At 57.5% G+C, this 16,810-nt stretch carries 17 protein-coding genes; 11 read left to right on the forward strand and 6 right to left on the reverse strand.

All coding sequences use genetic code 11. The features are described from left to right. Nucleotides 1-10: 10 nt before the first annotated feature. From V4835_RS18165 to fimA, 4 genes are all read right to left on the reverse strand, one after another. Nucleotides 11-2,575, reverse strand: coding sequence for a fimbrial biogenesis usher protein (locus V4835_RS18165; RefSeq protein WP_331413127.1), 2,565 nt, complete (start codon nt 2,573-2,575; stop codon nt 11-13). A gap of 14 nt (nt 2,576-2,589) precedes the next feature. After that, the gene (fimC, locus tag V4835_RS18170; RefSeq protein ID WP_063145735.1) at nt 2,590-3,282 is read right to left on the reverse strand and encodes a type 1 fimbria chaperone FimC; all 693 of its coding nucleotides are present in this window, start codon (nt 3,280-3,282) and stop codon (nt 2,590-2,592) included. A gap of 34 nt (nt 3,283-3,316) precedes the next feature. After that, the gene (gene fimI, locus V4835_RS18175; protein WP_023334770.1) at nt 3,317-3,862 is read right to left on the reverse strand and encodes a type 1 fimbrial protein subunit FimI; all 546 of its coding nucleotides are present in this window, start codon (nt 3,860-3,862) and stop codon (nt 3,317-3,319) included. A 68-nt stretch (nt 3,863-3,930) separates the two neighbouring features. Further along, complete coding sequence (fimA, locus tag V4835_RS18180; RefSeq protein ID WP_331413131.1) at nt 3,931-4,494, reverse strand: type 1 fimbrial major subunit FimA; 564 nt, start codon at nt 4,492-4,494, stop codon at nt 3,931-3,933. A 310-nt stretch (nt 4,495-4,804) separates the two neighbouring features. Here fimA and folD point away from each other — a divergent pair, with 310 nt between their 5' ends. From folD to V4835_RS18205, 5 genes are all read left to right on the forward strand, one after another. Continuing rightward, a complete protein-coding gene (gene folD / locus V4835_RS18185; protein ID WP_006809817.1) occupies nt 4,805-5,671 on the forward strand; it encodes a bifunctional methylenetetrahydrofolate dehydrogenase/methenyltetrahydrofolate cyclohydrolase FolD in 867 nt (288 codons plus the stop codon). Nucleotide 5,672: 1 nt separating this feature from the next. Continuing rightward, nucleotides 5,673-5,885 (forward strand): ribosome-associated protein YbcJ, encoded by a 213-nt coding sequence (ybcJ, locus tag V4835_RS18190; RefSeq protein ID WP_023334767.1) that lies wholly within the window; start codon nt 5,673-5,675, stop codon nt 5,883-5,885. Nucleotides 5,886-6,168: 283 nt separating this feature from the next. Next, nucleotides 6,169-7,668, forward strand: coding sequence for a PTS transporter subunit EIIC (locus tag V4835_RS18195; RefSeq protein ID WP_063145734.1), 1,500 nt, complete (start codon nt 6,169-6,171; stop codon nt 7,666-7,668). 83 nt (nt 7,669-7,751) lie between these two features. Then, complete coding sequence (gene malI / locus V4835_RS18200; protein ID WP_331413132.1) at nt 7,752-8,768, forward strand: Mal regulon transcriptional regulator MalI; 1,017 nt, start codon at nt 7,752-7,754, stop codon at nt 8,766-8,768. Between the two features lie 73 nt (nt 8,769-8,841). Beyond that, entirely contained in the window at nt 8,842-9,363 is a 522-nt protein-coding gene (locus V4835_RS18205; protein ID WP_331413133.1) for a metal-dependent hydrolase, read from the forward strand. 91 nt (nt 9,364-9,454) lie between these two features. On the opposite strand, the gene cysS is transcribed toward V4835_RS18205, so the two are convergent. Beyond that, the gene (gene cysS, locus V4835_RS18210) at nt 9,455-10,840 is read right to left on the reverse strand and encodes a cysteine--tRNA ligase (protein ID WP_331413134.1); all 1,386 of its coding nucleotides are present in this window, start codon (nt 10,838-10,840) and stop codon (nt 9,455-9,457) included. A gap of 174 nt (nt 10,841-11,014) precedes the next feature. Between cysS and ppiB the strand changes: the two genes are divergently transcribed. The 6 genes from ppiB to mnmH all read left to right on the forward strand — a co-directional run bounded on the left by ppiB (nt 11,015) and on the right by mnmH (nt 15,484). Then, nucleotides 11,015-11,509, forward strand: a complete 495-nt coding sequence (ppiB, locus tag V4835_RS18215) for a peptidylprolyl isomerase B (protein ID WP_023334762.1) — start codon at nt 11,015-11,017, stop codon at nt 11,507-11,509. Between the two features lie 3 nt (nt 11,510-11,512). Further along, a complete protein-coding gene (gene lpxH / locus V4835_RS18220) occupies nt 11,513-12,235 on the forward strand; it encodes a UDP-2,3-diacylglucosamine diphosphatase (RefSeq protein WP_331413135.1) in 723 nt (240 codons plus the stop codon). A 139-nt stretch (nt 12,236-12,374) separates the two neighbouring features. Continuing rightward, nucleotides 12,375-12,584, forward strand: a complete 210-nt coding sequence (locus V4835_RS18225) for a YdgH/BhsA/McbA-like domain containing protein (protein ID WP_149366090.1) — start codon at nt 12,375-12,377, stop codon at nt 12,582-12,584. Nucleotides 12,585-12,755: 171 nt separating this feature from the next. After that, entirely contained in the window at nt 12,756-13,265 is a 510-nt protein-coding gene (gene purE / locus V4835_RS18230; protein WP_331413137.1) for a 5-(carboxyamino)imidazole ribonucleotide mutase, read from the forward strand. Further along, a complete protein-coding gene (gene purK / locus V4835_RS18235; protein WP_331413138.1) occupies nt 13,262-14,329 on the forward strand; it encodes a 5-(carboxyamino)imidazole ribonucleotide synthase in 1,068 nt (355 codons plus the stop codon). Before purE ends, purK begins: the two co-directional genes overlap by 4 nt. A gap of 84 nt (nt 14,330-14,413) precedes the next feature. Beyond that, the gene (gene mnmH, locus V4835_RS18240) at nt 14,414-15,484 is read left to right on the forward strand and encodes a tRNA 2-selenouridine(34) synthase MnmH (protein WP_331413139.1); all 1,071 of its coding nucleotides are present in this window, start codon (nt 14,414-14,416) and stop codon (nt 15,482-15,484) included. 88 nt (nt 15,485-15,572) lie between these two features. Here the strand turns inward: mnmH and V4835_RS18245 are convergent, their stop codons facing one another. Next, nucleotides 15,573-16,718: a porin gene (locus tag V4835_RS18245; RefSeq protein ID WP_023310628.1), complete on the reverse strand. Its 1,146-nt coding sequence runs from the start codon at nt 16,716-16,718 to the stop codon at nt 15,573-15,575. Nucleotides 16,719-16,810 lie beyond the last annotated feature (92 nt).

A 16,810-nucleotide genomic window follows, 5' to 3' on the forward strand; every position in this document is an offset into this window, starting at 1 on the left:
TGGAACCTCGTTAACGATCACAGCTTGCCCCTGCCATGGTAATGGCCTGGTTCTGGCTTTCAGGCGACAAGCGATAGTGCGCGCGACACTGGGACTGCGCCCCGTCGCCCCACTGGATAAGCAGTTCGCCTTCCAGCGGCAGCCCGCTCAGGTAAATTTGCCCGTCATCCCCCACCATGCTGGTCACGCCGCTTTGGGTTTCACGGACCACCGCGCCGAACGGCACGGGCTGGTTGCCGCGCATCACCGTCAGCAGGGCGCGCACGCCAATGCGGGTATCGAAGCTGGCGCGCACCAGCGCGCCTTTGGTCGGCACCACGCTGCTCACGTTGTTTTCGATATCGGTGTTGTTGCTCATGGTGTTGGTATCCAGCGCCACGCGGTTGTAGCGGTAGACGGTGGCATACGGCATCACCGCGTAGCCTCGCCAGTCGGTTTTCACGCCGGTCTGGTTTTCAATACTGACGCCTGATGCCCCCGGCGCTTTGATCAGCACGTTGGTGTCGCCCAGCGGCTGGCTGAAGGTCACGCCGTCGGCGTGGCCGACCACCCCGCCGGAGAGCTGCCAGTTGAGATCGTGCTGGTCGCGGGAGTAGTTGTAGCCCACGCCCAGCGTGCCGTAGGTCGCCTGCCAGTTGGCGCTGGCGCTTCCGCTTGAGCCGTTGTTGCTGGCGTGTCCCTGGGTCACGCTGTAGTTCAGGTTGCGGTCCTCCAGCAGCGTTCCGCTGACGCCGGTTTGCCAGCTTGTGTCGCCATCGCTGTTTCGACTGGCGGATGCCGTCGCGTAGGCGCGGTCAATCGCGCTGTCCCGGCGATAGCCCTGACGGGTAAAGAGGCTGAACGGCACGGAGACGTTAAACGACGCGATCCGATCGGTACCGTCTATCCCAACGGATTTGTTCCACGACCACGAGACGGAGTAGTTGATCCCCTTCACGCCCCCCGCGTAGCCCAGCTGGTACCAGAGGTTCGTCTCGTCTGTTCCCCAGTAGGTCTGCTCGCTACCGGAGACGTAGACCGAGCCGTAGTCCCCCAGCGACTGAGATACGTTGAGCTGGAAGCGGCCTTTTTTATTCCACGTCAGGTTGTGATAGCTCTGCACGTCCGGCACATCGCTATCGTTCTGGCTATCGGCATACTGATAGCCTTCCATTGAGCGCCAGGCCACATCGTCGAGGGTATAAAACCCTTTCGTGGAGTAGCGGTAGCCCAGCAGCTGGAAGTTGGTGCCGAAGCCGTTAAGGGATTTTGCGTAGAGGAAGCGCAGAGACTGCCCTTCATGCTTGCTGTCGTCCGCGAGCTGGCTGCGGGCGTGGGTGATATCGAGCGAGACCGCCCCCCAGTCACCCAGGTTTTTTCCGGCCCCGACGGCCACCGCGGTATAGCGTGACGCCAGCTGCGTCCCGCCGTAGAGCGTGTAGCCGTTGGCAAGACCGGTAATCAGGGTGCCCTGGGTGAAGAACGGCGTATCCTGATCGCTGTTACCGCTGCGGTAATCGCCCGCGACGAGGTCGTACTTCCAGCGCCCTTCACGCTGCAGGAGCGGCACGGTGGAGTACGGCACGGTATAGCGCTGCTGGGTGCCGTCTTTCTCTTCGACCGTGACTTCCAGGTCGCCGCTTGAGGAGGTCGGGTTAAGATCGGTAATGGCAAATGCGCCCGGCTGCACGTAGCTTTGATAGATAACGTAGCCATTCTGACGCACCACCACTTTGGCGGGCGTACGGGCGATCCCGCGCACGGTCGGCGCGTAGCCCTGAAGGCTGTCCGGGTACATGCTGTCGGACGAGAAGAGCCGCCCGCCGCGGAAACCGACGCTGTCGAAGACGTCATTTCCGGTATTGCTGTCGCCCAGAACCAGTTCGCTTTTAAGCGGGATGACGGTGCGCTGCGCCCAGGTGCCAATATTCTGCCACTCGCTGTGCCGCTGCCCGTTATTCTGCGTGTAGCGCCACGCGCCGTTGTTACGTAAACGCCAGGCGCCATAGTTCAACCCGCTTTGCAGGTTGAGGTAATAGCTGTCGTCTTCGCTTCCCCGGTTACCGGAGAAGCTGTAGTTCACCAGCGCGGCGGGGATGCCTTCATCCCACTGTTCGGGCGGAATGTAGCCCCGGGCGCTGTTTTGCAAGGCCACCTGCGGGAGGCTGACGTCCAGACGCTGTGAGGCAAAGTTGAATACCGTTTCGCTGCCGGGTATGGCCGTGGTCAGCGGAACGCAGGTCTCGCCCTGCACCTTAGCCAGCTCGGGAAACGCCGCGACGTTGACGCCAAAGCGATCGAGCATCGCGCGCGTAATGCAGGCCGACAAACCGCCCGCCACCGGCGGCGTGTTTTCGGCCTGCTCAAAACGCACGTCCTGGGTACCGATAAACTCATCGTTACGCCAGATATCCACGCGATAAACGCCGGGTGCCTGCTGGTGTCCTTGTTCAAAACGCGACAAATCCGCCACGCTGGCGGCGTCGTCGGACAAGAAGGCCGGGTTGAAATAACTTTCGCTCCAGCCAGCCAGCGGCCAGAGCGCAGCCATCAGCGCCAGTGCAACCGGGCAGTAACGTCTCTGGTGGTTTTTCATCGCCCTGACTCTGCTCACAGGTTGACGCTACGCGCCGGAGTGATGGCACCGTAGTCATTCACGCTCTGCCAGGAAAGCGTGCCGCCGGCACCGGCTGGCAGCACCTGCTGAGCCGAGCTTTTCGGCGCAACCATCAGGTTATCCAGCTGCTGCCCGCCCAGCTTCAGATTGACGAGGGTGATGTAATACGGAGAAGCGTTGCTGACTTTGAGATGGGTGCCCGCGCGCTCAAACCGCAGCTGGGAAAGCGCCTCTTCCGGCTGCATCGCCAGGTTGTTTGGGCGCACAAAGAGCTTGATGCGTGAGAGGATCGCCAGCTGCAGCACGTTATTGTTTTCCGTTTTCGCTTTGTTCACTGACGGGATCGCCTTCACGTTCATGTAAAAGAGCGATTCGCGATCGGCAGGCAGCGCCGGCCCGGCGTAAATAATACGCAGCGTGTTTTCACTGTTCGGCTCGCTAACAAACAGGGGCGGAGTGACGGCAAAGGTTTTTTCTTTTTGCCCGCTCGCATTTTCGATCCACGCGTTAATTAAATAGCGTTCCTGTTTATTGCTGTTGGTGATCGCAAGCGACGTTTGCTTCGCCTCTGCCGGATAAATAACGCGCGTAGCACCCAGCGCAATACCGCCGGACGCATTTGCGCAGGCAGAAACCATCATCAAAATAAACGATAAAAAAAGTCCTGGTTTAATTAGGGTATTCATCACAACCGTACCTTTAATAATGTGTTCGCAGGTGTTATGGATAAATCAACGTAAACCAGACATCCGACTGAATTTTGCCTGGCTCGAGGTGTTCGGAAATAGCCCGATAGCGGGCGCTAAAATGGAACGCGAGCTCGTGGGTATCGATCGGCAGCCAGCTGACGGCCGTGGCATTTGGAATAATCTGACGCTGCTGTTCGTCAAAGAGCGCCAGCCCCACGCCGCTGCTGACAGGCGTTTCACCCGGCCGCGATGTCGCCAGAAAGACCTGCGGATCTTCTGCGGGTGTGACGCCCTGAAACTGGATCCCCACGGTGCGCGAAACATCAACGCTGCAGTCCAGCAGCCGCACGGTGAAAGGCACATTCACCGTGGAAAAACTGCCCACACCGGAAAATGAATTGGTTCGGTACTGCCCCATGTCGATGCGCATATTCTGGCTGTCGGGGGCCACGGCGCAGCCGCCGTTCACCAGTTCACCCCGGAGATGAACCTTGCCACCCTCGATCACCACGGTATGCGCCGATGCCGGGCAAGCCATCGCAAGGGTTAACAGCAGTAGTGTTCCAGTCCTTGTCATCCTTCGTTCCTGGCATTTGCGTATGACGGGCCTCATCCCTGAGGCCTGAACATCCCTGTGCGGAGGAATTATTCGTATTTCATTACGAAGGTGGCGTCAGCGTTCGCCTGGCCCGGCTCGGTGGTGGCAGCCGTTGATTTATAACGCGCGGTGAACTTCAGGGTGTTGGTCCCTTCGATCAGCGTCTGCGCAGCAGAGAAGGTCGCACCGTCTGGGGTCAGAACGCTGGATTTGCTGTCGAGGATCTCAATACCCACGCCTTTCGCGGTGTTGTCGTTGCTGCCGGAGGTGACGGCCAGCAGGGTTTTGTCGGTTGGGTCGATCTGACCGGTGAACGCAACGGCTGCAGTTTTGGCAACCAGCGGATCGCAATCATTCAGTTCAATGTTGAATGGAATATTAGAGGTGGTGTCGCCCACTTTGGTAAATTTCGCGGTGCGATACTGACCCAGATTAACGGTCTGCTCGGAAGAATCAGTATTTACTGAACAAGCAGCATTAACCAGCTCACCTTTAAAATGTACGGTACCGCCATTTACGGAAACCGGCGTCGCAGGATCTGCTGCATTTGCGGCACCCGCAACCAGGGCCAAAGTTGCAATAACAGAAGAAGCAATGTTGCTGAGTTTCATGTCTATTCCTTTAAAATGTAAATAACCCTTCCCGCGAATAATCGGGAATAAGAAATACGTTCAATTGAGTAATTGAAAGCTTATTTCGGAGGAGACAAAGTAGCTCAGGACGCAGTTTTTAAATATGTCAAAACACTGCCATTTCGCCAGGTCACATCCTAATCCCACCTAAGAAATTGACCATCCCCTAAGAAGGGTTTTTGCGTCTCACTGATAAAAACGCGTAAAGGGTGACTGACAGCGACGCTCGCTTCTGACAAAATACACGCCATCCCCCCTTTCAAACGTTACAGACGGAATCTTCTCTCTGATGGCAGCAAAGATTATTGACGGTAAAACGATTGCGCAGCAGGTGCGCTCTGAGGTCGCGGAAAAAGTGAAGGCGCGTAAAGCGGCAGGATTTCGCGCACCTGGGCTGGCCGTTGTGCTGGTTGGCAGCAACCCGGCATCGCAGATTTATGTCGGCAGCAAGCGCAAAGCGTGTGAAGAGGTGGGCTTCGTCTCCCGCTCTTACGATTTGCCGGAAACCACCAGCGAAGCAGAACTGCTGGAACTTATTGACACCCTGAATGCCGATAAAGAGATCGACGGTATTCTGGTTCAGCTGCCGCTGCCGGCGGGTATCGACAACGTGAAGGTGCTGGAGCGTATCGCACCGGATAAAGACGTGGACGGTTTCCATCCGTACAACGTTGGCCGCCTGTGCCAGCGTGCGCCGCGTCTGCGCCCGTGCACGCCGCGCGGGATTGTGACGCTGCTGGAGCGTTATAACATTGACACCTACGGACTCAACGCCGTGGTTATCGGCGCATCCAACATCGTGGGCCGCCCGATGAGCATGGAGCTGCTGCTGGCCGGCTGCACCACCACCGTCACCCACCGCTTCACCAAAAACCTGCGTCACCACGTCGAGAACGCCGATCTGCTGATCGTCGCGGTCGGCAAGCCGGGGTTTATTCCGGGCGAGTGGATTAAAGAGGGGGCGATCGTCGTGGACGTCGGGATTAACCGTCTGGAAAACGGCAAAGTGGTCGGCGACGTGGTGTACGAAGATGCCGCGGCTCGCGCCTCTTACATTACCCCAGTACCGGGCGGCGTAGGCCCGATGACCGTTGCAACACTGATTCAGAATACTTTGCAGGCATGCGAAGAATATCACGACGTAGAGGACGCGTAAGATGGCGACTTTTTCATTAGGTAAACACCCGCACGTTGAGCTGTGCGATCTGCTGAAGCTGGAAGGCTGGAGCGAAAGCGGCGCGCAGGCCAAAATCGTTATCGCCGACGGGCTGGTTAAAGTGGACGGCGTGGTAGAAACGCGCAAGCGCTGCAAGATTGTCGCGGGCCAGACCGTGAGCTTTGAAGGACAGAGCGTAACCGTTACGGCCTGAGCCGTTTGATGCCCGGTGGCGCTGCGCTTACCGGGCCTACGCACTGTCTCCGTTTGTAGGCCGGGTAAGGCGAAGCCGCCACCCGGCAATTTCTCTCACAATCCCCTCACACCCATCACGGTTATTTATCGATCCACTTCAAATAATCACTATTTCATCTGTTGAAACGTGAAAATTCAGTTGCGCGTTTTTCACTCTTTGCCCACGATAAGTAGAACGTTCTACTAAAACGTTCTACTTACAATAACAGCGCCAAAAAAAGCGCTACTCGGGGGAAATCAGCATGGGTCTGATATCAGGGTTTGTTAAATCGCTGTCTAAGTTATCGATGATTGGTCGCGCCTTAATGCTGCCAATTTCACTGCTTCCCGCTGCGGGCCTGCTGCTGGCCTTCGGCGATAAGTTTCATCTGCCGCTGATGATGAACGCGGGCGGGGTTATTTTTGATAACCTGCCGATGCTGTTTGCCATTGGCTCCGCCGTGGGTCTGGCGTCAGAATCCGGTATTGCGGCGCTGTCTGCGGCCGTTTCGGTGTTTGTCACGAATATCACCATCAGCACCGTGCTGAGCATCACGCCGGAAATGGCCTCCCAGGGCGGGAAATACGCCATGGTGGTCGGCATCCCGACGCTGCAGATGGGCGTCTTCGGCGGCCTGATCTGCGGTATTCTCGCGGCCTGGTGCTATAACCGCTTCCACACCATGCAGCTGCCGGAGTTCCTGGGCTTCTTCTCCGGTAAGCGCTTCGTGGCGATTGCAACGGCGTTCCTCTCGTTCCTGATGGGGCTGCTGCTGCCGTACGTCTGGCAGCATATTCAGGCCGGTATCGACGCGCTCTCCGTGGTGGTGAACGGCGATAATCAGGCGGCGTCGACCTTTATCTTCGGTCTGGTGGAACGCGCGCTGATCCCGCTCGGTCTGCACCACATCTGGTATCCGTCCTTCTGGTATTCGTTCGGGGATTACACCACCCAGGCAGGCCAGGTGATCCACGGCGACCAGACCATCTGGTTCAAGATGCTGGAAGAAGGGGTGAAATCCTTCAGCAGCGACACCTACCAGAACGCCGGTAAGTTCATGCAGGGGGAATTCCCGCTGATGCTGTTCGCGCTGCCCGCAGCGTGCCTGGCGATGTATCACGAAGCCCATACGAAGAATAAGAAAATCGCGGCCGGTATTCTGTTCTCTGCGGCGCTGACCTGCTTCCTGACGGGGATCACCGAACCGGTCGAGTTTACCTTTATCTTCGTGGCGCCGATCCTGTACGTCTTTAACGCCATCATGGCGGGTCTGGCCTACATGACCATGTATCTGCTGCATGCGCATATCGCCAAGTCGTTCTCCGCGGGCTTTATCGACTATCTGTCATTCGGGATCCTGCCGTCCTTTAACGGTTATAAGACCAACTTCCTGAATGCCATTATCATCGGCATTCCAATGGGCCTGATTTATTACTTCACGTTCCGCTTTGTGATCCGTCGTTTCGACGTGAAAACGCCGGGCCGCACTGAAGTGACCGCCAACGCGGATGATAAGTCTGACTCAGAACTCGCGACCGAGATCATCTCCCTGCTGGGCGGGGCGCATAACATCGACTCCGTCGGCGCCTGTATCACCCGTCTGCGTCTGGAAGTGGCAAAAAGCGAGGCGGTTGATAAAGACGGCCTGAACGGGCTCGGCGCGCGGGGCGTGGTCTTCGTCGGCGACAACGGTATTCAGGTGATTTTCGGTGCCAGAGCACAGTTTATCGCCCAGACCATGTCCACCATGATCGGCAAATAATAAGATGCCTGATCGACACGTCTCCTGTACGCTGGGAGACGTGTTTTATCTGGCTGATAATCGGCAAATTTCAGGGAGCGGTTTTGAAGAAAGTCAGCATTATTGATGTCGCAAAGCACGCGGGCGTTTCGGTCTCAACCGTATCGCTGGTTTTGCGCCAGAAAGGGAAAATCTCAGAGGCAACGATCGAGAAGGTCAACGCTGCCATCAATACGCTGGGCTATGTTCATAACGTCGCCGCTGCCAACCTCCGCGCCAATACGTCCAATCTGATTGGCCTGATCCTCCGTGACTTTAGCGACAGTTTCTCCATCAAGGTGATGGCGAGCATCGTCCAGGATCTCGAAAAACAGGGGTATATGGTTTTTCTCGGTCAGCCTCAGAACGACTATGACCATCTTGAGCGCTGCCTGCTGTCGTTTAAGCAGCAGGGCGTCGCCGGGGTGATCTATCTGGCCTCGGATACCCGCACAGCTACCCTGCCGGAACACATTCGCCACTGTCCGCTGCCGCTGGTTGTGGTCTCTCAGTCGCTGCTGGATGAAAAATGCAATCTGGTGATGCGCGACAACCGTCAGGCGGCAAACCTGGCGGTGCGTTATCTTATCGAGCGCGGCCATCGCAATATCGCCTACATTGGCGGACGTGAAGGCTGCCTTATCCGCGAGCAGCGCCTGCTCGGTTTTCGCAGCGCGATGACGCAGAACGGGCTGGTCTGGCGTGATGAATACTCTCCGGCCTGCAGCGATGACACCCTGGCCGCGGGTTTCGCCACCCGCCAGCTGCTGGAAAAGAACAACACCATCACCGCCCTGCTCTGCCACTCGCCGGATTCCATGATCGGCTCCATCTCCGGCATTCATCAGGTCGGACGGACGGTGGGTAAAGATGTGTTTCTGACGCAGCAGGTCGCGCTGGTCGGTTTCGAAGATATGCTCCACGTAAATCTCACCTCGCCGTCATTTACCTACGTGTCGTCCGCCAGCGAAGAGACGGGGCGTCAGGCTGCCGGGCTGATCATTCGCACGCTGAAAGAGCCGACGCTGCAAACCCAGCGCATTACGCTTTCCGGGCAGCTTATCGCGCGCGAGTCGGCGTAAAATCAGAATTTAGAACAGGTCTGCTAGCGCGAGATTACTGCTATATTTCCATGATTTGCCATGGATAATGTCAATGCCTACCGTTATTACGCACGCTGCTGTTCCGCTTTGTCTGGGCTTAGGCCTGGGAACCAAAGTAATTCCTCCCCGCCTGCTGTTTGCCGGGATTGTCCTCGCCATGCTGCCGGATGCCGACGTGCTGGCGTTCAAGTTCGGCGTCGCATACGGCAATATTTTCGGCCATCGCGGCTTTACCCACTCCCTGCTGTTCGCCTTTGTGGTGCCGATACTTTGCGTGCTGATTGGCCGACGATGGTTCCGGGCCAGCCTGACGCGGTGCTGGCTGTTTTTAACGGTGTCATTGCTGTCGCACAGCCTGCTGGATTCGATTACCACGGGCGGGAAAGGCGTCGGCTGGCTGTGGCCATGGTCTGATGAGCGCTTCTTTGCACCGTGGCAGGTCATTAAGGTCGCGCCGTTTGCGCTGTCGCGCTATACCACGCCGTACGGGCATCAGGTGATCGTTTCAGAACTGCTGTGGGTGTGGCTGCCGGGGGTAGTGCTGATGGGGTTGCTGTGGTGGAGGCGGAGGTAAAAGAAAAGCCGGGTGGCGGCTACGCCTTACCCGGCCTACGGTCGTGATTTTGTAGGCCCGGTAAGCGTAAGCGCCACCGGGCGTTACAGACTTACTTACGACGCCAGGTGGTGCCCTGCGGGCCATCTTCCAGAATGATGCCCATCTCGGTCAGACGGTTACGCGCCGCATCTGCCGCCGCCCAGTCTTTCGCCTGACGCGCTTCCAGACGCGCTTTGATCAACGCTTCAATTTCCGCCACTTCACCGTCGTCCGCTTGCGCACCGCTCTGCAGGAACGCGTCCGGCTCCTGCTCCAGCAGGCCGAGCACGGAGGAGAGCTTGCGCAGATGGGACGCCAGCGCATTCGCCGCGGCCATATCTTCTGTCTTCAGGCGGTTCACTTCGCGCGCCATGTCGAACAGCACGGAGTAGGCTTCCGGGGTGTTGAAGTCGTCGTTCATCACCTCAACAAAGCGAGCTTCGAACGCTTCGCCACCTGCCGCAGGAACAGACCTGTCGGTCCCGCGCAGCGCGGTGTACAGTCGCTCCAGCGCCGAGCGCGCCTGCTTCAGGTTCTCTTCGCTGTAGTTCAGCTGGCTGCGATAGTGGCCGGACATCAGGAAGTAGCGCACGGTTTCCGCGTCGTAATACTTCAGCACGTCGCGCACGGTGAAGAAGTTACCCAGCGATTTAGACATCTTCTCGCGGTCAACCATGACCATCCCGGAGTGCATCCAGTAGTTCACGTACTCGCCGCCGTGGGCGCAGGTGGACTGCGCGATTTCGTTTTCGTGGTGCGGGAACATCAGGTCCGAACCGCCGCCGTGAATGTCGAAGTGCTTGCCCAGCTGTTTGCAGTTCATCGCGGAACATTCAATGTGCCAGCCCGGGCGGCCTTCGCCCCACGGGGACGGCCAGCTTGGTTCGCCCTCTTTGGACATTTTCCACAGCACGAAGTCCATCGGGTTACGCTTCACGTCAACCACGTCAACGCGCGCGCCGGCCTGGAGCTGATCCAGATCCTGACGGGAAAGTGAACCGTAGGTTGGGTCCGTCGGCACCGAGAACATCACGTCACCGTTGTCCGCAACGTAGGCGTGACCGCGTGCGATCAGCTTTTCGGTGATGTCGATAATTTCGTGGATATGGTGGGTCGCGCGCGGCTCGCTGTCCGGGCGCTGAATATTCAGGGCGTCAAAATCTTTGTGCATTTCGACGATCATACGGTCAACCAGCGCCACAAAGCTCTCGCCGTTTTCATTAGCGCGCTTGATGATTTTATCGTCGATGTCGGTGATGTTACGCACGTATTTCAGGTTGTACCCCAGAAAACGCAGGTAGCGCGACACCACGTCGAAAGCGACAAAGGTACGGCCATGGCCAATGTGACAGAGATCGTAAACCGTAATACCACACACGTACATGCCGACTTCCCCGGCATGGATAGGTTTAAATTCCTCTTTTTGGCGCGTCATTGTATTAAAGATTTTTAACATCGAAGATTCCATGTAAACACGTGTGTGGTTGAAAACCGGGTATTCTACCCGTAATTCAAACCCGAAGCAGCACACAATGCAAGGTGATCGCATCCTGTGGTTATGCTATAACAAGCCCCTATAGATGACCCGAACGCGGGTCGACGTACCACAATAACGGAACAGGATGCAAAAATGGTTACTTTCCACACTAATCATGGCGATATCGTAATCAAAACCTTTGATGACAAAGCGCCTGAAACAGTTAAAAACTTCCTGGACTACTGCCGCGAAGGTTTCTACAACAACACCATTTTCCACCGCGTGATCAACGGTTTTATGATCCAGGGCGGCGGTTTCGAACCTGGCATGAACCAGAAAGCCACCAAAGAAGCGATCAAAAACGAAGCGAACAACGGCCTGAAAAACACCCGCGGCACGCTGGCGATGGCGCGTACTCAGGCTCCACACTCTGCAACCGCGCAGTTCTTCATTAACGTGGCTGACAACGACTTCCTGAACTTCTCCGGCGAAAGCCTGCAGGGTTGGGGCTACTGCGTATTCGCAGAAGTGGTTGAAGGTATGGACGTGGTTGACAAGATCAAAGCCGTCTCTACTGGCCGCAGCGGTATGCACCAGGACGTTCCTAAAGAAGACGTTGTGATTACAAGCGTGACCGTCAGCGAGTAATTCGTGGCGACACTCTTTATTGCGGATCTGCATCTGCAAACAGAAGAACCGGCGATAACCGCCGGTTTTCTGCGTTTTTTACGCGGTGAAGCGAAAAGCGCCGATGCGCTGTACATCCTGGGCGACCTCTTTGAAGCCTGGATTGGCGACGACGACCCTAACCCGCTGCACCGTGAAATGGCAGCCGCCATTCACGCGCTGGTAGATTCCGGCGTCCCCTGCTACTTCATTCACGGCAACCGTGATTTCCTGATCGGCAAGCGCTACGCCCGCGAAAGCGGCATGACGCTGCTGCCGGAAGAGCAGGTGCTCGACCTCTATGGCCGCAAGGTCCTGATCATGCACGGCGACACGCTCTGCACCGACGATACCGGCTACCTGGCGTTTCGCGCCAAGGTCCACACCCCGTGGATCCAAAAGGCGTTCCTTGCGCTGCCGCTGTTTATCCGCAACCGTATCGCAGCCAGAATGCGCGCGGGCAGTAAAGCCGCCAACAGCAGCAAATCCATGACCATCATGGACGTGAACCCGCAGGCCGTGGTGAGCGTGATGGAGAAGCATGGCGTTCAGTGGTTGATCCACGGTCATACGCATCGCCCTGACGTGCATTCCCTTATCGCCAACGGAGAACCGGCCCGTCGCGTGGTATTAGGTGCCTGGCACGCCGAAGGCTCCATGGTCAAAGTCACGCCTGAGGGCGTGGAGCTGATCGCGTTTCCGTTTTAATCCCTTATCACAATTCATTCTATTTTTTTGAACAATATCGGCAAATTGTTTCGATTTTAATCAGCCCGTGGTCAGCCTATTATTTATCACATCAGGGCAAAACGGCCTATCCCAGACAAAATACTTTAGGAATACGACCATGAAATCCATCAAAACTTTCGTTGCAGTTACTGCTCTCTCCCTGGTTTCTTTCGGTTCTTTCGCGCAGAGCGTGAGCGCAACCGCCTCTACCCTTGACCGCGCAGAAGCGAAAATTGCCGCGCAGGCCGCCGAACAGGGTGCCTCTTATAAAATTACGAGCGCGAAGGTCGACAACCGCGTGTACATGACCGCAGAACTGACTAAATAATCATTGCCGATTGATGAAAACAGACCGCCAGAACGCGGTCTGTTTTGTTATGAATTGATGGCAACAACGGCTCAAGATTTAACCGCGCAACCGTTTTCCTTGCCCGTATAACATGCTATTCTCTGTGCCCTCGAAAGCAGTGTGTTTCGCACCACAGGAGTTTTAAGACGCATGTCTTCCCGCAATAATCCGGCGCGTGTCGCCATCGTGATGGGGTCCAAAAGCGACTGGGCTACCATGCAGTTCGCCGCCGAAATCCTTGAAATCCTGAATGTTCCGCACCACGTTGAAGTGGTCTCCGCGCACCGTACACCGGACAAACTGTTCAGCTTCGCCGAAAGCGCCGAGGAGAACGGTTATGAGGTGATCGTTGCCGGCGCGGGCGGCGCAGCACATCTGCCGGGCATGATTGCCGCCAAAACCCTGGTGCCGGTTCTGGGCGTCCCGGTACAAAGCGCCGCGTTAAGCGGTGTGGATAGCCTCTACTCCATCGTCCAGATGCCGCGCGGTATTCCTGTCGGCACGCTGGCGATTGGTAAAGCGGGCGCAGCGAACGCAGCCCTGCTGGCGGCGCAAATTCTTGCGACGCACGATAAAGCATTGCACCAGCGTCTGGCGGACTGGCGTAAAGCCCAGACCGACGAAGTGCTGGATAATCCGGACCCGCGGGGTGCGGCATGAAGCAGGTTTGCGTCCTCGGTAACGGCCAGCTAGGCCGCATGCTGCGTCAGGCCGGTGAGCCGCTGGGTATTGCCGTCTGGCCCGTCGGGCTGGATGCTGAACCTGAAGCCGTACCGTTCCACCAGAGCGTGATCACCGCCGAGATCGAACGCTGGCCGGAAACCGCACTGACCCGCGAGCTGGCGTGTCATAACGCCTTCGTTAACCGCGACGTCTTCCCGATTATTGCCGACCGTCTGACGCAAAAGCAGCTGTTCGACAAGCTCGGTCTGCCGACCGCGCCGTGGCAGCTCCTGTCCGATAAAAGCGAATGGGATGATGTCTTCGCGATGCTGGGCGAGCTGGCAATCGTGAAGCGCCGCGTGGGCGGCTACGATGGCCGCGGTCAGTGGCGTCTGCGCGCGAACGACACCGCCGAGCTGCCGGACGACTGCTACGGCGAGTGCATCGTTGAGCAGGGCATCAACTTTAGCGGCGAAGTGTCGCTGGTTGGCGCGCGCGGGCACGACGGGCATACCGTCTTTTATCCGCTGACGCATAACCTGCATCAGGACGGCATTCTGCGCACCAGCGTCGCCTTCCCGCACGCCAATGCTGACCAGCAGGCGCAGGCGGAAGACATGCTCTCTGCCATCATGCACGAACTCGGGTATGTGGGCGTCATGGCGATGGAGTGCTTTATCACCCCGTCCGGTCTGCTGATCAACGAACTTGCGCCGCGCGTGCACAACAGCGGCCACTGGACGCAAAACGGCGCGTCCATCAGCCAGTTCGAGCTGCACCTGCGCGCGATCACCGACCTGCCGCTGCCGCAGCCGGTGGTGGACAGCCCGTCGGTGATGATCAACCTGATCGGCACCGATCTGAACTACGACTGGCTGAAGCTGCCGCTGGTGCATCTGCACTGGTATGACAAAGAGGTTCGCGCGGGTCGTAAGGTCGGTCACCTGAACCTGAACGACAGCGACACGGGCCGCCTGAGCGCCACCCTGGAAGCCATAGTCCCACTCCTGCCGCCGGAATATGCGAGCGGTATTGTCTGGGCACAATCAAAGCTCAAGTAAGACATCTGCGCCGGGGAGTTGACCTTCCCCTTCCCCGGCGTACAATCCCCGCCCATTGCTGCCTAGTTTTCTTCTGGAATAACCATGAACGATGGAACGGACTATCGCGCGATCCTCGCGTCTGATACCCCTTTAATCGACGTTCGCGCGCCGATCGAATTTGCCCAGGGCGCGATGCCCGCCGCCCTTAACCTGCCGTTGATGAACGACGACGAGCGCGCCGCCGTGGGCACCTGCTATAAACGCCAGGGTCCGGACGCCGCGCTGGCGCTCGGCCATAGTCTGGTGAGCGGCGAGACGCGTGAGGCACGCATCAACGCCTGGCGCGAGGCCAGCCTGGCCCATCCTGAGGGCTTTCTCTGCTGCGCGCGCGGCGGCCAGCGCTCGCATATCTCGCAGGCCTGGCTGAAAGAGGCGGGTGTCGACTACCCGCTGATCCGCGGCGGCTATAAGGCCCTGCGTCAGACGGCGATTCAGGTGACGATTGAGCAGTCGCAAAAGCCGATGGTGCTTATCGGCGGCTGCACCGGAAACGGTAAAACCCTGCTGGTGAAGCAGCACGCACAGGGCATCGATCTGGAAGGGCTGGCGCACCACCGCGGTTCGTCGTTTGGCCGCACGCTCACGCCTCAGCTTTCCCAGGCCAGCTTTGAAAACCACCTTGCGGTTGAGCTATTGAAAAAAGACGCCGCGCGCTGGGTGCTGGAAGATGAGGGCCGGATGATTGGCTCCAACCACCTGCCGGAGTGCCTGCGCGACCGCATGGTTGAAGCCCCTATCGTTGTCGTCGAAGACCCGTTTGACGTCCGCCTTGAGCGCCTGCGCGAAGAGTATTTCGACCATATGTGGGCGGACTTTTCTGCTGCCTACGGCGAGGAAGCGGGCTGGAAGGAGTACAGCGAGTATCTGCATCACGGCCTGTTCGCCATTCGCCGCCGTCTGGGGCTGCAGCGATATGCAGAATTCACCGCGCTGTTAGATGCCGCGCTGCTGGAACAGCAGCGCTCTGGCAGCACTGACGCGCACTTCAGCTGGCTTGCGCCGCTGTTGAAGGACTATTACGACCCGATGTACGGCTATCAGCTGGAGAAAAAAGCGGAGAAGATTGTCTATCGCGGGACGTATGGCGAGGTCGCTGACTGGCTTAATCGCTAAAAGAAAGCCGGGTGGCGGCTACGCCTTACCCGGCCTACATGTACTTTTGTAGCCCCGGTAAGCGCAGCGCCACCGGGGAACAGACGACTTAGAAGTCGTAACGCAGACGCACCAGGTTCATGTCGCCCAGGTTGTCGGTGCTGGAAGTGAACACGTGTTCGTAATCCACGCGGAAACCGTAATCCAGCTGGAAGCTGATACCCACGCCGTTGTCGATGCGCTGGTAGTTACGGCCGTTCACGTACTCAATGCGGTCGCCCATGAAGTAAGGCTGGATGGATTTAACCGCATACTGACCGATTGGGAACTTGTAGCCCGCAAAGTATTCAATACCCCATGCATCACCGGCGAAGTAGTCGTTAACCGACACTTTTTTGGTGGTCAGGAAGTTCTGGTACCAGCCGCCGCCTGCGGAGAAGGTCCAGTTATCCGGCGTCCAGCTCAGCGCGGTACCGAGAATGTTCTGGTCGTAGGTTTTGCTGTCGCCGTTGTCCGGGTTACGCATGTCCGCGCGGGTGTAGTTCCACGCTGCGCCCCAGGTCAGATCGGTGGTCAGGTGATAATCCAGACCCAGTGAACCGCCGCCTTTACGCTTGTAGCGCAGGCCGTTGCCCGGCAGATATTCGCTGTCTTCAAACAGGTAAGATGCGTAGATGTCGGCATCGCCCACGGTTTTCTTATATTTCAGCATCTGGCGTGAACGGTAAGAACCGTCGTAATCGCCGTTGATCCCGTTACCCGGAGCCTGACCGATCATGTCGTAATCCCAGATATCGGTTTTCGCGCCCACCACATCATAGTAAACGCTGTTCTGTTGACCGAAGGTCAGCGTACCCCAGGTGTCGCTCTTCAGACCGGTGTAGAGCATACGACGCGTGGTGTCGTGCGCGCCGTCGGCGTAGTGGTGATCCCAGTTAAACTGCGCGGGAATATTCACACCCAGCTCGTAGTAGCTGATCCAGCTGATGTCATCAAACAGGTAGTAATCAGCCGCGAAACGGAAACGGGTGCCGCCGTCAAAGCCGTTACGCTTGTAGCTGTTTTTACCGTCGTCGCCAGTCATGTTCTGGAACTGAGGACGGATACTGCCGCCAACGGTGAAGTTCAGGCGGCTCAGCGGATTACCCGCCTGAGGATCCTGCTTAAGAACGGTGATTTCCGCCTGAGAAGCGAAGGTAGTCAATGCCACTGCCGCGCCGATCGTTGCCGCCAGCGCTGATTTTTTTATAGTCATTATTTTTCCTTAATAGACACGCTGCTAAATATTTAGCGGGTGAATATTAACTGGAAATAATCGGGCTGTGTGGTCGGGTTTTTAATGTTTTG

The organism is Enterobacter cloacae complex sp. CARB60 (assembly GCF_036487345.1).
GTDB lineage: Bacteria > Pseudomonadota > Gammaproteobacteria > Enterobacterales > Enterobacteriaceae > Enterobacter > Enterobacter asburiae_D.

Bases quoted from the DNA above. Each gene is read 5' to 3' on its own strand.
- V4835_RS18225 (WP_149366090.1), top strand. From the start codon at position 12,375: ATGAAATCCATCAAAACTTTCGTTGCAGTTACTGCTCTCTCCCTGGTT.
- purK (WP_331413138.1), top strand. From the start codon at position 13,262: ATGAAGCAGGTTTGCGTCCTCGGTAACGGCCAGCTAGGCCGCATGCTG.
- cysS (WP_331413134.1), bottom strand. From the start codon at position 10,840: ATGTTAAAAATCTTTAATACAATGACGCGCCAAAAAGAGGAATTTAAA.
- folD (WP_006809817.1), top strand. From the start codon at position 4,805: ATGGCAGCAAAGATTATTGACGGTAAAACGATTGCGCAGCAGGTGCGC.
- V4835_RS18195 (WP_063145734.1), top strand. From the start codon at position 6,169: ATGGGTCTGATATCAGGGTTTGTTAAATCGCTGTCTAAGTTATCGATG.
- V4835_RS18205 (WP_331413133.1), top strand. From the start codon at position 8,842: ATGCCTACCGTTATTACGCACGCTGCTGTTCCGCTTTGTCTGGGCTTA.
- mnmH (WP_331413139.1), top strand. From the start codon at position 14,414: ATGAACGATGGAACGGACTATCGCGCGATCCTCGCGTCTGATACCCCT.
- fimA (WP_331413131.1), bottom strand. From the start codon at position 4,494: ATGAAACTCAGCAACATTGCTTCTTCTGTTATTGCAACTTTGGCCCTG.
- purE (WP_331413137.1), top strand. From the start codon at position 12,756: ATGTCTTCCCGCAATAATCCGGCGCGTGTCGCCATCGTGATGGGGTCC.
- ybcJ (WP_023334767.1), top strand. From the start codon at position 5,673: ATGGCGACTTTTTCATTAGGTAAACACCCGCACGTTGAGCTGTGCGAT.
- ppiB (WP_023334762.1), top strand. From the start codon at position 11,015: ATGGTTACTTTCCACACTAATCATGGCGATATCGTAATCAAAACCTTT.
- fimI (WP_023334770.1), bottom strand. From the start codon at position 3,862: ATGACAAGGACTGGAACACTACTGCTGTTAACCCTTGCGATGGCTTGC.
- V4835_RS18165 (WP_331413127.1), bottom strand. From the start codon at position 2,575: ATGAAAAACCACCAGAGACGTTACTGCCCGGTTGCACTGGCGCTGATG.
- fimC (WP_063145735.1), bottom strand. From the start codon at position 3,282: ATGAATACCCTAATTAAACCAGGACTTTTTTTATCGTTTATTTTGATG.
- V4835_RS18245 (WP_023310628.1), bottom strand. From the start codon at position 16,718: ATGACTATAAAAAAATCAGCGCTGGCGGCAACGATCGGCGCGGCAGTG.